The sequence below is a fragment of the Paenibacillus silagei genome, from assembly GCF_017874735.1.
GTDB lineage: Bacteria > Bacillota > Bacilli > Paenibacillales > Paenibacillaceae > Paenibacillus_AQ > Paenibacillus_AQ silagei.
Genome location: NZ_JAGGLV010000004.1, coordinates 166,815 through 183,641, shown reverse-complemented (window position 1 = coordinate 183,641; position 16,827 = coordinate 166,815). Strand labels below are relative to the sequence as shown.

The 16,827-nt window shown below is 55.5% G+C and carries 10 protein-coding genes; 7 read left to right on the top strand and 3 right to left on the bottom strand.

Annotated elements, in window-relative coordinates:
• The first annotated feature begins 9 nt into the window (after positions 1-9).
• The 3 genes from J2Z70_RS08180 (at position 10) to J2Z70_RS08170 (ending at position 3,979) form a co-directional block, all read left to right on the top strand.
• Positions 10-897: a carbohydrate ABC transporter permease gene (locus J2Z70_RS08180; RefSeq protein ID WP_076081195.1), complete on the top strand. Its 888-nt coding sequence runs from the start codon at positions 10-12 to the stop codon at positions 895-897.
• A gap of 33 nt (positions 898-930) precedes the next feature.
• Complete coding sequence (locus J2Z70_RS08175; protein WP_209871369.1) at positions 931-2,571, top strand: type 2 periplasmic-binding domain-containing protein; 1,641 nt, start codon at positions 931-933, stop codon at positions 2,569-2,571.
• Positions 2,572-2,632: 61 nt separating this feature from the next.
• Positions 2,633-3,979 (top strand): glycoside hydrolase family 30 protein, encoded by a 1,347-nt coding sequence (locus J2Z70_RS08170; protein ID WP_209871366.1) that lies wholly within the window; start codon positions 2,633-2,635, stop codon positions 3,977-3,979.
• A gap of 454 nt (positions 3,980-4,433) precedes the next feature.
• On the opposite strand, the gene J2Z70_RS08165 is transcribed toward J2Z70_RS08170, so the two are convergent.
• Positions 4,434-5,447, bottom strand: coding sequence for an ABC transporter substrate-binding protein (locus J2Z70_RS08165; RefSeq protein ID WP_209871362.1), 1,014 nt, complete (start codon positions 5,445-5,447; stop codon positions 4,434-4,436).
• 249 nt (positions 5,448-5,696) lie between these two features.
• Here J2Z70_RS08165 and J2Z70_RS08160 point away from each other — a divergent pair, with 249 nt between their 5' ends.
• The 3 genes from J2Z70_RS08160 (at position 5,697) to J2Z70_RS08150 (ending at position 11,111) form a co-directional block, all read left to right on the top strand.
• Positions 5,697-6,212, top strand: a complete 516-nt coding sequence (locus J2Z70_RS08160) for a stalk domain-containing protein (protein WP_209871359.1) — start codon at positions 5,697-5,699, stop codon at positions 6,210-6,212.
• Positions 6,213-6,344: 132 nt separating this feature from the next.
• Positions 6,345-7,394 carry a LacI family DNA-binding transcriptional regulator gene (locus J2Z70_RS08155; protein ID WP_209871356.1) on the top strand — a complete coding sequence of 350 codons (1,050 nt, stop codon included), beginning with the start codon at positions 6,345-6,347 and terminating at the stop codon, positions 7,392-7,394.
• A gap of 513 nt (positions 7,395-7,907) precedes the next feature.
• On the top strand, positions 7,908-11,111 hold the full coding sequence (locus J2Z70_RS08150; protein ID WP_209871352.1) for an alpha-mannosidase: 3,204 nt from the start codon (positions 7,908-7,910) through the stop codon (positions 11,109-11,111).
• Positions 11,112-11,243: 132 nt separating this feature from the next.
• Here J2Z70_RS08150 and J2Z70_RS08145 read toward each other — a convergent pair whose 3' ends face one another.
• Together J2Z70_RS08145 and J2Z70_RS08140 are read right to left on the bottom strand one after the other, a co-directional pair.
• A complete protein-coding gene (locus J2Z70_RS08145) occupies positions 11,244-12,989 on the bottom strand; it encodes an ABC-F family ATP-binding cassette domain-containing protein (protein ID WP_209871350.1) in 1,746 nt (581 codons plus the stop codon).
• Positions 12,990-13,071: 82 nt separating this feature from the next.
• Complete coding sequence (locus J2Z70_RS08140) at positions 13,072-13,980, bottom strand: helix-turn-helix transcriptional regulator (protein WP_209871346.1); 909 nt, start codon at positions 13,978-13,980, stop codon at positions 13,072-13,074.
• Positions 13,981-14,137: 157 nt separating this feature from the next.
• On the opposite strand from J2Z70_RS08140, the gene J2Z70_RS08135 reads away from it, so the two are divergent.
• Positions 14,138-16,810, top strand: a complete 2,673-nt coding sequence (locus J2Z70_RS08135; protein ID WP_209871343.1) for a glycoside hydrolase family 78 protein — start codon at positions 14,138-14,140, stop codon at positions 16,808-16,810.
• Positions 16,811-16,827 lie beyond the last annotated feature (17 nt).

The following is a 16,827-nucleotide window of genomic DNA, read 5'->3' as shown; positions in this document are numbered from 1 at the left end:
GGCGTTAGAGTGAATCGGAAGGTCATACGGGAAGATCTCGACAGCCGGATCTTTGATGCGGTGAATAAGGTGCTGTTGGTCTGCTTCATGGTTATTATCCTCGTTCCCCTATGGAACGTAATTATCTCCTCCCTTAGTTCGGGCAGGGCGCTTGCCGAGGGCGGATTCATCTTCTGGTCCAAAGAATTCTCGCTGGAGAATTACCGGGCGGTCTTCAATGACAGCACGATCGGTCAATCCTTCGTTGTCTCGGTCGCCAAGACGTTTCTCGGGGTGATCACCCACGTGTTCTTTTGCGCAATGATCGGCTACGGTCTCAGCAAAAGATACATCCGCGGCCGCAAGCTGTATGTGGCGATGGGCGTCATCACGATGTTTTTCTCCGGCGGAATGATTCCGACGTATCTGCTTATCAAATCGCTCGGGCTGCTGAACAGCTTCTGGGTCTACATTATCCCCGCATTATTCAGTTATTACGATGTGGTGATTCTGATGAACTTTTTCCGGAACGTGCCGGATTCGCTGGAGGAGTCGGCCAAGATTGACGGCGCAGGCGACTGGCATATTTTCCTCAAAATCTTCATTCCGCTGTCCATGCCCGCGATGGCCACCATCGCCCTGTTCAACGGGGTGGGACAATGGAACGACTTCATGACCACGAAGCTGTATATCACCGATCAGGCGCTCTACCCGCTGCAGATGAAGCTGTATGAGATTATTGTGCAGTCGCAGACCCAGTCCATGCAGAATATCGGCGGCTCCGTCGTCATTGAGACCACCACCAAAGGAGTTCAGCTGGCCACCATTGTCATTACCACACTGCCGATTGTTGCGATGTATCCCATTCTTCAGCGGTACTTCATCTCGGGCATGATGCTGGGGGCAGTCAAGGAGTAGAAGAGGTTCACTACATTATAGGAGGTCAAGAAGATGATCAAGATGACTAAGGTTCTCGGCACAAAAACGCTAAAATCCGCGCTGCTCCTGATGGCGGCTATGCTGGTGGCGGCAGGCTGCAGCTCGGGCGGCGGCTCCACTAAGGCGGTAGAGGTGTCCCTGGACAACCGGTATACGGTAGACCCGGAGACTCCGGCCTGGCAGCTCGATAAGAAAGAGGAGACTACGGACTTAACCTGGTATGTGAACGCAGACTGGTGGAATACGGACTTCGGCAAGGATGTAGTCACCAAGAAAATCAAAGAGGATCTGAACATCAACATCAAGTTCATTACCGGGGACGATACGAAGCTGAATACGTTCTTCGCGGGCGGCGATATGCCGGATCTGCTGACGATCTTCGACTCCAATTCCCCGGTTGTGCAAAAGGCCTCCACCTGGGCGCTTCCGCTCAATGAGCTGGCGGAGAAGTATGACCCGTATTTCAACAAGGTGGCTGCTGCCGACACGCTGAACTGGTTCCAGCTGAAGGACGGCAAAACCTACGGTTATCCGAACTATTCCAATACACAGGCGGATTATGACAGCGGCAATATTCCGGCGAAGACGGCTTTTGTCATCCGCAAGGATGTGTATAAAGCGCTGGGCAGCCCTGACTTCGGGACCCCGGAGGCCTTCCAGAAGACAATGAATGAGATTAAGAGCAAATTCCCGGATATGATTCCCTTCGGGTTCAATGCTATCGGGGAAGGGACCGGCTCGCTCGGGGATGCGCTGCAGGATTTCATCGGCGTTCCGCTGGAGACGGAGGACGGCAAGTTCTACAACCGCAATCTGGATGAGGATTATCTGACCTGGCTGCGGACGCTGAATGCCGTGTACCGGGACGGGGCGATCAGTGATGACAGCTTCGCAGATGACGGAACCGGCTTTGAGGAAAAGGTGAAGTCCGGCAAATATGCGACCATGCTGCTTGACGGTACTCCACAGCAGGGCGGCAATTTGCAGATTTTCATGAGTGCCAATCCCGGCAAGGAGTATATGGCTGTTGACGGGCCGCAGAGCACCGTAGGGCATCAGCCGACCCTCAATCAATCCGGGATTACCGGCTGGATGATCAATTACATCACCAAGAATTGCAAGGACCCGGCCAAAGCGATTCAGATCTTCACGTATCTGCTGAGCGAAGAAGGGCAGAAGCTGATGAACTACGGGATTGAAGGTGTAACTTATAAATCCAATCCCGACGGTACGGTTGAGCTGCTGCCGGAAGTGAAGGACCTGCAGCTTAATAATGCGGATAAGTTCAAGAAGGACTACCGGATGGGCGAATTCATGTTCTTCGGACATGACCGCCACAAAGCGCTGAGCAAGGACGCCTTCCCCGAGTCGATCAAGCAGATGCAGGAATGGGGTAAAGGCAAGCTGAAGCCGCATTTCATCCTGGAGAATATTAACCCCGATCAGGGGACGGCGGAGGCCCGCGACCAGACGGCCATTAATACGAACTGGAACACCACGCTGGTCAGCATGATCCGTGCCAAGGACGAGGCAACCTTTGACAGCATTCTGGCGGAGCATAAGGCCTTCCTGGACAAGAACAACTGGAGCAAAATCGTAGAGGTCCGCAGCGAGAAGATGAAAGCCAATAAGGCCAAGCTGGGCATTAAGTAGGCAAGGCGCAAGGGAGGGCCCGTTTTGGGCCCTTTTATATAAGAAGATGGAGGGATAACACATGCGGGAAATGATCATGTACCAGTCCAGCGGAGAGAACGAGCTGTTTATAGAGCAGTCCGCAGCACAGCTGCCGCAGATTTCTGATGATGCAGTTACGGTCACCGTAGACATTGATGCGAGTAAGACCTATCAGGAGATGGATGGCTTCGGGGCTTCCTTCACCGACTCGGCCGCCTACCTGATCCATCAGGTGCTGGGTGCAGAGCAGCGGACGGAGGTAATGCGCAAGCTGTTCGATCCGCAGGCGGGCATCGGCCTGTCCTTCCTGCGTAATCCCATGGGAGCCTCGGATTATGCCAGAACGGTTTATAGCTATAACGACCTGCCTGAAGGCGGGAGCGATCCGGAGTTGGCCGGATTCTCCATCGCCCACGATGAAGCAGACATCATTCCTTTGGTGCAGGAGGCACTTAGACTTAATCCTGAGCTGAAGCTGATGGCCTCCCCCTGGAGTGCGCCGGGCTGGATGAAGACCAGCGGCTCGATGATCGCCGGACGGCTGAAGCCAGAGTATTACCGGGTGTATGCGGATTATTTTGTCCGCTATATTCAGGCTTATGCCGCTCATGGCTTACCTATCTATGCTGTCACTGTGCAGAACGAGCCGCTCTATGAGCCGCAGCATTACCCCAGTATGCTGATGCTGCCGGAGGAGCAGCGGGAGTTCATCCGGGACTATCTGAAGCCTGCGTTCAGGCAGCACGGGCTGGCCGCCAAAATCTTCTGCTACGACCATAACTGGGACCGGCCGGATTATCCGCTGTCTGTGCTGGAGGCAGCCGCGGAAGAGGTGGACGGCGTAGCCTGGCACTGGTACGGCGGCGCGGCGTCCGCGCAGTCGGAGGTGCAGGCGGCCTACCCGGATCATGAGGTCCATTTCACCGAAGGCTCCGGCGGGGAATGGATTCCCCCGTTCGAGCAGGCCTTCTCCAATGTGATGCGCACGGGAATTGAGATTCTGCGGAATCACAGCAAATCGTTCGTGCTATGGAATATGGCCTTGGATGAACTGAACGGCCCTACGGTGCCCGGCTTCGGGGAGAGCACCTGCCGCGGGGTAGTGACGGTCAACCAGCAGACCCGGGAGCTGACGTACACTCTGGACTACTATGCACTGGCACATTTCAGCAAGGTGATCCGCCCCGGAGCATTGCGCCTGGAGTCTGCCGCCAGTCATGAGCCCGTGCGTTCCGTAGCCTTCCGCAACCGCGACGGGTCCATCGCAGTCGTCCTGTTCAACGACGGAGAGACCCCGGAGACCGTGGCTGTGCGGCTGGAGGGGGAAAAATTATTGACCCTTGATATCGCCGCGAAGGGTGCGGTTTCGGTGAGGGCGGGCAGGTAAGCGGGAGTAGAAGTATAGGCTAGACAAAGACTTAGGCTGCCGGGATGTTCCCGGGCAGCCTAAGTCTTTTTTAGGAGTAGTGTGATGGTGCGTGGGCGGAATGTATGCAGAAAAGCGAACACAATCGGCTGGCGAGATGTGCGTGGACGGAATGTGTGCGGAAAACCGATTACAATACGCTGTCGCGAGGCATGTGGGCCGAATGTAATCGAAAAACCGATTACAATGAGCACACACGAGGTATGCGGTCTAAATGTAATCGAAAAACCGATTACAATGAGCACACACGAGGTACGCGGTCTAAATGTAATCGAAAAACCGATTACAATGAGCACACACGAGGTATGCGGTCTAAATGTAATCGGAAAACCGATTACAATGAGCACACACGAGGTATGCGGTCTAAATGTATGCGAAAAACCGAATACAATTCGCCAGCGCGATATTTTTCTAATTACTGTTTACCCTTGCTGCCAAAAATCTCCACGATCTCATCCAGCAGCCGGTCGAGGGTAATCGGGTCATCGAAGTTATATTTGCTGTCGAAGGTGTATACACGGCCCTCCTTGACGGCAGGGATCGCTTTCCATAAGCCGCTGTCCATCAGCGCGCTCTGTCTTGCAGCCGTCTTGCTGCTGGTGTCGGTAAGGAGGAACATATGCTTTCCAATATACTGTGGCAGCACCTCGTCAGAGATGGTTACGAACCGTTCGCCGGCATCGACCAGCTTCTGTACGCCTTCCGCCGGCTTGAAGCCAAGCTGTCCGTACAGCGTTTCGTTCAGACCTTTGCCGCCCATAATGTACAGCTCGGAGCCAAGCACCAGCAGGGAGGTAGCTGTATCACCTTCAGTAAGATTGAGCTGCTTCTTCACAGACTCCACCTTCGCCTGGTAATCATTGAACCAGCGGTCAGCAGCTTCCGTGCGGCCGAACAAATCAGCGAGCTGCCGGACACGCTCCTCCGTCGGGAAGGTGCCGTCCAGTCCTACGACCACGGTCGGTGCGATTTTGCTTAACGCTTCAATCCCGGTCTCGTCCCAATCGTCGAAGATAATCAGGTCCGGGGATAAGGCCAGAATCTTCTCAGCAGAGAACGGATACCCGATGTCCTCAATCCCTTCGAGCAGATCGGGGTAAGCCACCTGAGTACCGATGACGCTTAGCGAAGCTCCCGCAGGCTTAATCCCCAGCGCCAGCAGGTCACCCGGATTACTGCCGACATACACAATCTTCTGGGGATCGGCGGGGATTTCAACCTCCCGTTTCTTGTAATCGGTATACTTCCGTGTTGCAGCAGCCGCTTCCGTGACAGCTGCCGGGCTGGCCTCAGGCGCTACGGTTGCCTGACTTGTGGCGGCTGCTGCCGGAGCTGTCGCAGCCGAGTTATCCGGTTGGCCACAGGAGGCCAGGATCAAGGTGAAGAGAAGCAGGGTTAACGGGAGTACTAATTTTTTGAGGCTTGGCATGTGCTATGCTCCTTTAGAAGGTATGTAGTTGAATGAAGATGATAATCATTATCATTTAACTATGATAGAGAGGAAATACCGCTTTGTCAATCTCTAAGTTGGTCTGATCCAAGGTAAGTAGGGGACAATCAGAACTCTTTTCTCATTGGGAAAAAATAACTGTAAGCCAATTTACAACTGAAGAGAAGCACCCGCCGCTATAAAATGATAGAATAATAGTCATAGTCTTATACAGGGAGTGAATTTCTTATGAAAAAGATTGCTGCCGGCGTCATTGCCGGAGCGATACTGATGGTGGGTGCGCAGGCGCTGGGTGCTTCTGCAACACTGGTAGGAAAGGCCATTCAGGCGGAGTATACGGTAAATGTGTATGGAAAAAAGCTGGCAGATCCGGCCATTGTGATTGATGGCAAGAGCTACGCGCCCGTACGGGCGATTGGTGAATTGGCCGGGTTCAAAGTGACAGTGAAGGGCAAAACGATTAGCCTGGATGATAAAGGACAAGCCGCTCCTCCGTTGTCCGACGAGAGAAGCTCGCTGGTTGGTCCAGTGCCGGTGACTACACCAGATCCTGCTTTGACTGCGGCCAAGAGCAAAATTGATATTATTGACGAGAAGATTGATTCCGTGGTAACTAACATCCTGACCACCAGCAGCCTGCTGAAGACGAGTCCCGGCAATGCCGAGCTCAAGCAGAAGCTGGAACAGTACAAGGAAGAATACGCCGACCTGCTGAAGCAAAAGGACCAGGAGCTGCAGAAATAAATAAATTGCCCCGTGCCATGAATGATGTTGATTATGGGCTGCGGGGCTTTTTGGGGCGGATGGGTATGATGATTAAGACGCTATACATTGATTTATAACACGTGTTATACTTCCCTTGAGGTGCTAATTAGTATGAGCAAAAAAAGAGTGACCAGCTTCGATGTAGCCAAAAGGGCTGGCGTGTCGCGCAGTGTAGTCTCTGCGGTGCTGAACGATACGCCCGGCATTGGCGTTGGAGCCGATACGCGCGAGGCTGTGCTGGAAGCCATCCGTGAGCTGAATTATCATGTGGACGCGGGTGCGCGCAGCATGAAGACAGGAAGAAGCATGACGCTGGCCGCTTACGGGGATACGCGTCATCCGCTGTTCATCCGGCTGCTGGAAGGAATGCAGCGGGAGTGTGAGCTGGGCGGGTATCACATCCTGCTCTGTTCCCCGCGCCCCAAGGGGAATGCGGGCGGCAGAGCCGAGCTGCTGGAATTGTATCACCAACGGAAGATCGACGGCATTGTCACTCTGGACCACACCAGCTACCGGGACGAGGAATGGGCCTCCCGTGTCAGCGCTGCCGGAGTCCCCTACGTCTCCGTGGAAGGGTATGCGGAAGTGCCGGGAGTACAGTCTGTACTGGCCGATTATTCAGGCAGTGTGGAGACCGCAATGAATTATTTGATGCGGGAAAGCACGGCACAGCAGCCGGGGCCGGTCTACGCCGAGGTGTACCACGAGGGGGAGGCGGATAACTGGGCGGAGCGGAACCGCCGGGAGGCCTACACAAGCTGGTGTACATCGCGCGGGATGGAGCCGGTAATCGTTCGTTTGGAGGAGCATGGCGGCGCGTGGGCAGATTGTCTCCAGAGGCTTACGGTGGGCAGCGGTCAGCCGTCTGCGCCGCTCCTGGTTAACTGGTCGAGCGCGATCCCTGACCTGTACCGGGCTGCTCATAAGCTGGGCCTACGGATCGGCGCAGACCTGCGTATTATGGCAGCAGACAACACGATTCAAGGCGACCGGCTCAGCCTGCCCTCCTTAAGCTGCGTAGAGATCCCCTATGTGAGTATGGGAGAGGAAGCCGTCCGCTGCCTGCTCGCACAGATGAGCGGAGGGAACGGCAACAAGGCTGGTCATCAGGCCGGGAAAATCTGGCTCCCGGCCGTGTTGAGGGCGGGGGAAAGCGCGTAGCTGCTGGTGGAAGCGGAGCTAAAGTGTTAAGTGCTGGAGGTAGTGGAGCTGACGCGGCTGGTAGCGTGGAGTGCGCCGGATGGGCCAGAAGCAGGAAGGAGAGGGATAAATCCCTTTGAGTTGGCTGGAAGTGGGCTGGATGTGCTACTTGAGGTGAGCTAGATGAGCGACTGAGGAGCACAAGTGCACCTGAATTTACCGAAAGTGGGCTGGGTGAGTGAATGAGGAGCACAAGTGCCCCTGAATTTGTCGAAAGTGAGCTGGGAGAGCGAATGAGGAGCATTAGTGCCCCTGAATTAGCCGAATGTGGGCTGGGAGAGCGAATGAGGAGCATTAGTGCCCCTGAATTAGCCGAAAGTGGGCTGGGTGAGTGAATGAGGAGCACTAGTGCCCCTGAATTAGCCGAAAGTGGGCTAGGAGAGCCAATAAGGAGCACTAATGCACCTGATCTCAGCCCGCCCACTACTTTTGCCTGCTTAATAACACGTGTTATAACATGAGAGGAGAATGTTAATGTTCTGGACAGAAGATAAGCTTGGTGCGCGGTTGAGAGAGCTGGAGAGTTACAGGTACCGTGAGGGGATTATGCTTGAGGAGTGGCAGGTTACTGAGGATCTGGAGGGGGCTAATGGTGCCTATCCGCCTGTTCTTGATGGTGACAGGAAGCTGCGGACCGGGGAGCATTGGACCGGCTATGATGCTTATCTGTGGCTGCACCGCAAGGTAACCGTTCCAGCCGAATGGCGGGGGAAACGTGTTGTCGGGCTGTTCGATTTCGGACGTACCGGCGGGGGCAATAACAGCGGGTTCGAATCGCTGCTGTACCTGGACGGGAAGCCTTATCAGGGGGTGGACTCCAACCATCAGGAGGTATTTCTGGAAGACGGCGCGGCCGGGCGGGAGCTGAAATTCACCTTCCGCTTATGGTCAGGCCTGAACGGCGACGGGCAGCTCATCCCGCAGGAGCACAAGATCAAGCGGGCGGAGCTGGCCTATCTGGATGAGTCCACTGACAATCTCTATTATACCGGCCGGGCTGCGCTGGGTACGATCAAGCAGCTACAAGACAGCCAGATTCAGAAGCATGAGCTGCTAACCGCCTTGAACAAGGCCTTTAACAAGCTGGACTGGTCCAGACCCGGAAGCGCGGCGTTCTATGCCTCAGTTCAGGAGGCCGAGTCAAGCCTGCTCGCAGACCTGTCCCGGCTGGAGCAGGAGCATCCCGTAACGGTAACCGCCATCGGCCATACACACATCGATGTGGCCTGGCTGTGGCGGCTTACCCACACCCGGGAGAAAGCGGCCCGCTCCTTCTCCACCGTACTGCGGCTGATGAAGGAGTTCCCGGAGTACATTTTTTTGCAGACCCAGCCTCAGCTCTATGCCTATATCAAGCAGGATTACCCGGAAATTTACAGTGAGATCAAAGAGCGTGTAGAGGAAGGCCGCTGGGAAGCCGGAGGGGCAATGTGGCTGGAAGCGGACTGCAATCTGACGAGCGGTGAGTCGCTGGTGCGGCAGATTCTGTACGGGACGAAGTTTTTCCGCGAGGAGTTCGGGGTGGACTGCAAATATCTATGGCTGCCGGATGTGTTCGGGTATAGCTGGGCGCTGCCGCAGATTCTGCGCAAGTCGGGTATTGACACCTTCATGACCACCAAGATCAGCTGGAGCCAGTACAACCGGATGCCGCATGATACCTTCCAGTGGAGGGGGATTGACGGCAGTGAGGTGCTGACCCACTTCATCACCACACCCGAGGGACCGGATTCGGGGGCCTGGTATTACACCTATAACGGCCTGATCGAGCCTTTCTCTGTGCAGGGCATCTGGGAACAGTACCGGGACAAGAACCTGAACCGTGAGCTGCTGTTGTCCTATGGTTACGGGGACGGGGGCGGCGGTGTTAACCGCGAGATGCTGGAGATGCGGCGGCGGCTGGATACGATGCCGGGTCTTCCGCAGGTGAAGACAGGCCGGGCAGCGGAGTACTTCGAGCGTCTCCATGAGACGATAGATGCTACGGAGGAGTATGTGCATACCTGGGACGGGGAGCTATATCTGGAGTACCACCGGGGAACTTATACCAGCCAGGCCTATAATAAAAAAATGAACCGCAAGCTGGAGCTGCTATACCGCGAAGCGGAATGGCTGCAGATGCTCTGGGCGGCGGAGAGCGGCGGATTCGGCCAGTATCCTGCGGACGCGCTCCTGGAAGGCTGGCAGATCATTCTGCGCAACCAGTTCCACGATATTATTCCCGGCTCCTCCATTCATGAGGTGTACCAGGATTCCCGGGTGGAATATGCCGAAGCAGAGCAGCTTGGCCTGGCGGCGCGGACAGCGGCTGTGGAGGGACTTGTCGGTCCCGCGTCTGCGTCTGCCGAAGGTTCGCTTGCGGCGCAAGCAGACCTCCCTCCGGCGGAAGCCCCGGTGCAGACAGAATATACGCTGTTTAACAGCGCATTCTTCACCGCTCCCCGGCTGGCAACTGTGCCTCATGATGCGGAGAATGCTGTCTGGACAGATGCTGAAGGTAACCGGCTTACTGCACAGCGCTCCGGCGGGCAGTGGCTGGTGGAGACGCCGGCGGTCCCGGCAATGGGGAGCGCAGTGATTGTGGCCGCTGAGCCTGGCGGTTCCGAAGCCGCTCAGCCGGAACCTACCGTTCCTTTCCACTGGCAGGATTCCACACTAACGACTCCTTATTATATTCTGGAGTGGAATGCATCTGGACAGCTTAGCCGGGTCTTCGACCGCAGCGCCGCGCGCGAGGTGCTGGCACCGGGCGAATGCGGCAATGTACTCCAAGTGTTCGAGGATAAGCCGAAGATGTTTGATGCGTGGGATATCGACCTCTTCTACCAGGAGAAAATGCAGGTCATCACCAATCTGCGCTCCGTCAAGCTGACCGAATGCGGCCCGCTCCAGGCGGTGCTGGAATTCGTCTGGAGCTACATGGATTCCTCGATTATCCAGAAGGTCAAGGTGTATGCCGGAAGCGCACGGATTGATTTCGAGACCTATGTAGACTGGCATGAGCAGCACCAGTTGCTGAAGGCGGCCTTCCCGGTTGCCGTGAGGGCTACGGAAGCGACCTATGATATCCAGTTCGGCAATGTGAAGCGGCCGACTCACTGGAATACAAGCTGGGATTATGCACGGTTTGAGAGTGTGGGCCATCAGTGGGCCGATCTGTCGGAGCGGGGCTACGGGGTCAGCCTGCTGAACGACTGCAAATACGGCTATGACATCAAGGCTCATACGATGCGGCTGTCGCTGATCAAATCGGCAACCAGCCCTGACCGGCTGGCGGATCAGGGCGAGCATAACTTCACGTATGCGCTGCTTCCGCATGAAGGGGATTGGGTGGCTGCGGGCACGGTGCAGGAAGCATGGGCGCTGAACCAGCCGCTGCTGGCCGTCGAAGGAGCCTACACTGCCGGAGCCGGCAAATCCCTGATCATCTGCGATGCCCCGAACATTGCGATCGATGCTGTGAAGCTGGCCGAAGACGGCAGTGGCTGTATCGTCCGGCTGCATGAGTTCACCGGAACACGCTGCACGGCGGATGTCAGCAGCGATTATGCCGTCTCCTCCTGGCAGGTGCGCGATCTGATGGAACGCCCGCTGGATACTGAGGCAGTAGAGGGGCCTGCGATCCGGCTTGATTTCAAGCCTTATGAGATCCATACGGTTCATTTGACTTTTGCCTGATTCTTGCGTCTGATCTGCCCGTCCAGGCAGGGTAATGCACATCAATAAGGCCGCCATTTCGGCAGGAGAGTTTTCACTACATCCTGCCGAAATTGGCGGCCTTTTTTTGAACATATAACTGTTCTTGTCTGCTTACATCCGTTTAATCAGCTCTTCTAGCTCAGCAACCAGACTTTTGGCAAGCTCAAAATTATTATCCTTCAGCGCCAGTTCTACCCGGGTCTCGGCTGCTTTCTTCTTCTGCTCCAGCTCCAGGTAATCTTTATCGAAATGCCGGGCATAGATCATCTTCTTGAATTTCTTGATCGTCATTTTGCGGACCGTCTTATCGTCAATGATCAGTACATAATCCATCCCGTTGACTACGGAATAGAAATCATGGGAGATCATGAGAATCGCGCCCTTGTACTCCTGGATAGCTTGGTCCAGCGCGATTTGCGTGTAGGTGTCCAGATGGCTGGTCGGCTCGTCTAGCAGCAGGACATTGGCCTTCAGGGCAGACACCTTGGCCAGCTGTAACAAATTCTTTTCGCCGCCGGACAGGGCTGCTATTCTCTGGTTCACGATCTCGCCTTCAAAGCCGTAGCCTGCCAGATGGGAGCGGATCTCATCATACGTAGCCATCCCGGCCTCGATGAATTCTTCGAGCAGGGTGTTGGAATCGTTCAGCACTTCGCCTTGAAGCTGGGACAGATAAGCTACCGCAGCCTCCGGATTGAGGGTTATAGAGTCGTGCCGGCCCCGCGCAATATCGCGCAGCAGGGTTGTTTTGCCGGTACCGTTCGGACCGATCAGGGCGACTTTATCACCAGCATTCAGCTCGAAGCTAACCTTGTCCAGCAGCAGCTCATCGAAGGCCGCCCGGTAATCCTGGACTGTGACTACAGGAGCGTCAGTGTCCTGCGGCTCACGCACCATCCCCAAATGAATCTGCGGCTGCTTAATGTCCACGAACGGCGCTTTGATTCTGCGGGCCTCCAGTCTTTCCTGGAACTTCACTCTCGCTTTCAGTGCTCTTCCTCTGGAGGCTTCTGAATTATACGTGGCGATCGCCCGGAGGTTATCGATGATGTTCTCGTTGCGCTCAATCTCTTCCTGTTCAGCGAGGGCCAGCTCCTGCAGCTCTATTTTGGTTTGAAGGAGGGAGAGGTTGTACTCCAGATAACGGCCGTCAAACTCCTGAAGCTCCTTATTTTCCAGGTGAATGATTTTGTTAAAACAATGGTTAAGCAGATAACGGTTGTGCGTAACCACCAGCAGAATTCCCTTATGAGCGTTAATCAGCTGCCGGAGCGCATTCAGGTTCTCGAAGTCCAGGAAGACATCCGGCTCATCCATAATCAGGAAGTCGGGGCGGTTCAGCATTTCCTTCATTACCTGAACAAGCTTGAATTCCCCGCCGCTCAGCTCGGATACCTTAAGATCCCTGCGCTTCATGAGGTCAGCCAGATTCAGCTTTTTGTGAATGAGACTCTCGTAATCATCTCCGCCCAAAGCCTCAAAAGCGTCCAGAGCCAGTTGATACTTCTCCAGCAGCGGCTCAATATCCGCCGAGGTCTCCATCTCAGTGCAGATGAGCTGTATTTCCTCCTGTAGCTTAATGAAAGGTCCGGCTATATATTCAAACACGGTGGTGTCTAGAGACTGGTCAGGTTTGGCGAACTGGCTCACATACCCGATGCTGCAATCAGGCTCCATCTCTATTGTACCGTCGAACAAATATCTGTTCCGGTCGATAAGGATATCGATCAGGGTGCTTTTTCCGCTGCCGCTGGTTCCGATAAAAGCGCAATGCTGCGCCTCTTCGAGCGTAAACGAAATGTCAGTGTAGAGCTCTTTTTGCGGGAAGGAGAAGGACAGGTGTTGAACTTTAATCATAGGACTACCTTTCTGTGTAGCTGGAATGGAGTTTACCGTTGATAGCCTAACACTATTTCCTAATAACATCAATGATTCCGCGTTAAAGTTGTTCCTCCGGGTTCACCGCTTCCATCTGTTTCCTTCCCGGTGTTTGTCGGTAGATCCCCGGTGTGGTGCCGATAATCCGCTTGAACACCAGATTGAACGTTGACGGATCGCGGTAGCCTACCTGCTCTGCAATGAGGTGAACGGGCGAATTGGGCTGCTGGATTAGCAGCAGACAGCTTTTCTGAATCCGGACGTTCTGCAGGTACCGGTAGAAGGTCTGCCCGGTATGTGCCTTGAACAGCCGCTGAAGATGCCGTTCACTCCAGTCGAAGCTGCGTGAGAGATGCGTCAGGGTAATCTCCTGCACATAGTTCAGGTGGACGTAATTCAGAATCTGCAAAAATTGCGTCTGCTTGCCCAGCGGAAACTGAATCTCATCATGCTCCAGCCTGTAGATACTGATCAGCAGTTGAATGAACAGGGTCAGCAAATAGCCGTCCGAGCCGCTCTGCGGCAGGTGAAACTCACGGTGAAGCGCCAGAAACAGGTTCTCTATGGAACCATTCAGATCCGTCAGGGAGAAGGAAGGCAGCCGTTGTTCTCTGATCTGCTCCAGGTAGGAGGCAATCGGCGGGTCTTGAATCACGCAGGCAAGACGGTCCAGCAGCTCCGGCTTAAACAAACAATTGTACACGACAAGCGGCTCATGCAGAGAGCTGGGTGAAGACGGACGGAAGACATGGGACACGCCGACAGGAATGAAGTGCAGCTGGCCCTTGCCGGTCGGGTGAGCCTTCTGGCCGATATAATGAAATCCTTTGCCCTCGGCCACGAAGGTCAGCTCCATGAAGTCATGGGAGTGAAGCGGAAGATCATAGGTCTCGGTAGCGCGGTTCACATATAACAGGAGATTGCCCCGGAAGAAATACTCCCCTTTTAGCGTATGGTTGGCCGAATCCATCAGTTCCCTCCTCCAGATGGCATAAAGTCCTTTTTACCCCGGTGTAATGTCCATATTGCAGGTCATGCAAACCAAGCGGAATCCTATAATTGTAATAGAAAGCGCATCATATATACAGGTATACAGGATTAATCCTATAAAAGGTGAGGTGTATTCAATGATAGCTATCCAAAAACCGCGAGTGGAGTACCAGGAGAATCCGTTGGGACTGGATATCCGCTTACCGAGAATCAGCTGGCAGCTGCATGCGGATGAGCGCGATGTGAGGCAGCAGGCGTATCAATTACAGGTGGCAGGTGCGGCGGATTTCGGGAGCATATGGTGGGACTCGGGCAGAGTGGAGTCTGGTGAATCTCTCCATATCGAGTTGAAGGGGCTGGAGCTGCAGTCCAGGCAGATTTATTATTACCGGGTGAAAATATGGGATCAGCACAACCGCCCTACGGAGTGGTCACAGGCGGCCTGGTGGGAGATGGGGCTGCTCTCGCCGGAGGAGTGGACCGCAGAATGGATTACGGCTCCTTTGGCCTGCCTTGCGGAAGATGCGGAGCAAAGTCCGCTGCTGCGCGGAAGCTTCCAGGTGGACCGGCCGCTCGCCCGGGCCCGGATCTATGTGACCAGTCTCGGGTTGTACGAGCTGGAGCTGAACGGAGTGCGGGTCGGAGATACTTATCTTAATCCTGGGTGGACCAGTTACAGCCACCGCCTGCAGTATCAGACGTATGATGTAACGGAACAACTGGTGGTAGGGGACAATGTGGCCGGAGCTTGGCTCGGGAACGGCTGGTACAAAGGGAATCTCGGCTGGGAGCACAGGAAGCATATCTATGGCAACCGCACAGCGCTGCTGTTGCAGCTCCATCTCACCTATAAGGACGGCACGGAGCAGATCATAGGGAGCGGTCCGCAGTGGAAGGTGTTGCCCGGCCCGCTGCTAATGTCGGAGCTGTATCACGGGGAGACCTATGACGCCCGCCTGGCGCAGCTCGGCTTCAGCACGCCGGGTTACGATGACACGCTGTGGCTGGCTGCGGAGATTCTTCCGTATGCCAAGCATATTCTGCTTGCACAGGAGAATGATCCGGTCCGGGCGGTCCAGGAATTGGCACCTGTTGCTCTCATCCGCACTCCTGCGGGGGAGACAGTGCTCGATATGGGCCAGAATATGGTCGGCTGGCTGCGGTTCACCGTAGATGGCGCGGCGGGTCAGGAATATCAGCTGCGGCATTTCGAGGTGCTGGATCAGCAGGGAAATGTATATACCGAGAACCTGCGGACAGCCCGGCAGACCGTTACTTATATCGCCGGAGGCGGGGGCCGGGAGAGCTTCCAGCCGCGTTTTACCTTCCAGGGCTTCCGGTATGTCCAGCTGATCGGCTTCCCGGACCCGCTGGACCTGCAGGACTTCACAGGCGTGGTGCTGCATTCCGATATGGAGCCGACCGGCACCTTCACCTGCTCCAATGCACTGCTGAATCAGCTCCAGCACAATATCCTCTGGGGGCAAAAGGGCAATTTCGTCGATGTGCCGACCGACTGCCCGCAGCGGGATGAACGGCTGGGGTGGACCGGCGACGCACAGATGTTCATCCGCACGGCGGCGTATCTGATGAATGTAGCACCGTTTTTCAGCAAATGGCTGGGGGATCTGGCTGCGGATCAGCGGGAGGATGGCGGCGTTCCCTACGTGATTCCGCATGTGCTTGGGGAGGAGGCGCATTCCTCTGCAGCCTGGGGCGATGCGGCGGTCATCTGTCCGTGGACAGTCTACCAGTGTTACGGGGATAAGCGGATTCTGGAGCAGCAGTACAGCAGCATGCAGGGCTGGGTGGAGTATATCCGCCGCCAGGGTACGGATGAGTTCCTGTGGAATACCGGCGACCACTTCGGAGATTGGCTGGGTCTGGATGCCAAGGCCGACAGTCATGTGGGTGCAACGGACCGGAATTATATCGCAACGGCCTTCTATGCCTATTCGGTCCAGCTGATGGAGAAGACGGCGAAGGTGCTGGGCAGGACAGAAGATGTAGAGAAATACTCTCAGCTTCATCACCAGGTCAAAGATGCGTTCAACCAAGCGTATATCCTGCCAGCGGGGGAGGAAGGGCCAGCTACCCAGACGGCCTGTGTGCTGGCGTTAATGTTCGGACTAGTGGAGGGGAGTGCGAAGGACCGTACGGTGGCGAGACTAATACAGCTGCTGGAAGCGAGCGGGTATCACCTTACGACCGGCTTCGTCGGAACGCCTTATCTGAATCTGGTGCTGGCGGATGCGGGACATTCCGAGGCTGCCTACAAGCTGCTGCTCCAGACGGACTATCCATCCTGGCTGTATCCGATTACCCACGGCGCAACTACGATCTGGGAGCACTGGGACGGAGTGAAGGAGGACGGAAGCTTCTGGAGTGCGTCGATGAATTCCTTCAACCACTATGCTTATGGGGCGGTAGGGGATTTCCTGTACCGCCATGTGGCCGGGATCGAGCAGACAGAGGAAGGGCCGGGCTATAAGCAGTTCCTGATCCAGCCGCATCCGGGAGGCGGACTGACCTCGGCTGCCGCCAGTCTGGAATCCATGTACGGGACGATCCGCTCCGAATGGACGATAGATTCCGGGACAATCGGGCTGATCGCCGTGATTCCCCCGAATACCTCAGCTACGGTGCTGTTGCCGGACGCCTTGCTGGGCGAAGTGTCGGAGACAGGAATGGCGGCCGGGCAGCCGCTTGAGCAGGTCCCCGGCATTCATTCCGCTGAGCAGCTGGCACAGGTGGTGAAGGTTACACTCGGCTCCGGGGAATACAGATTCCAGTACCCTTTGCGGAAGTAAGTGGCGTGTAGACGGGC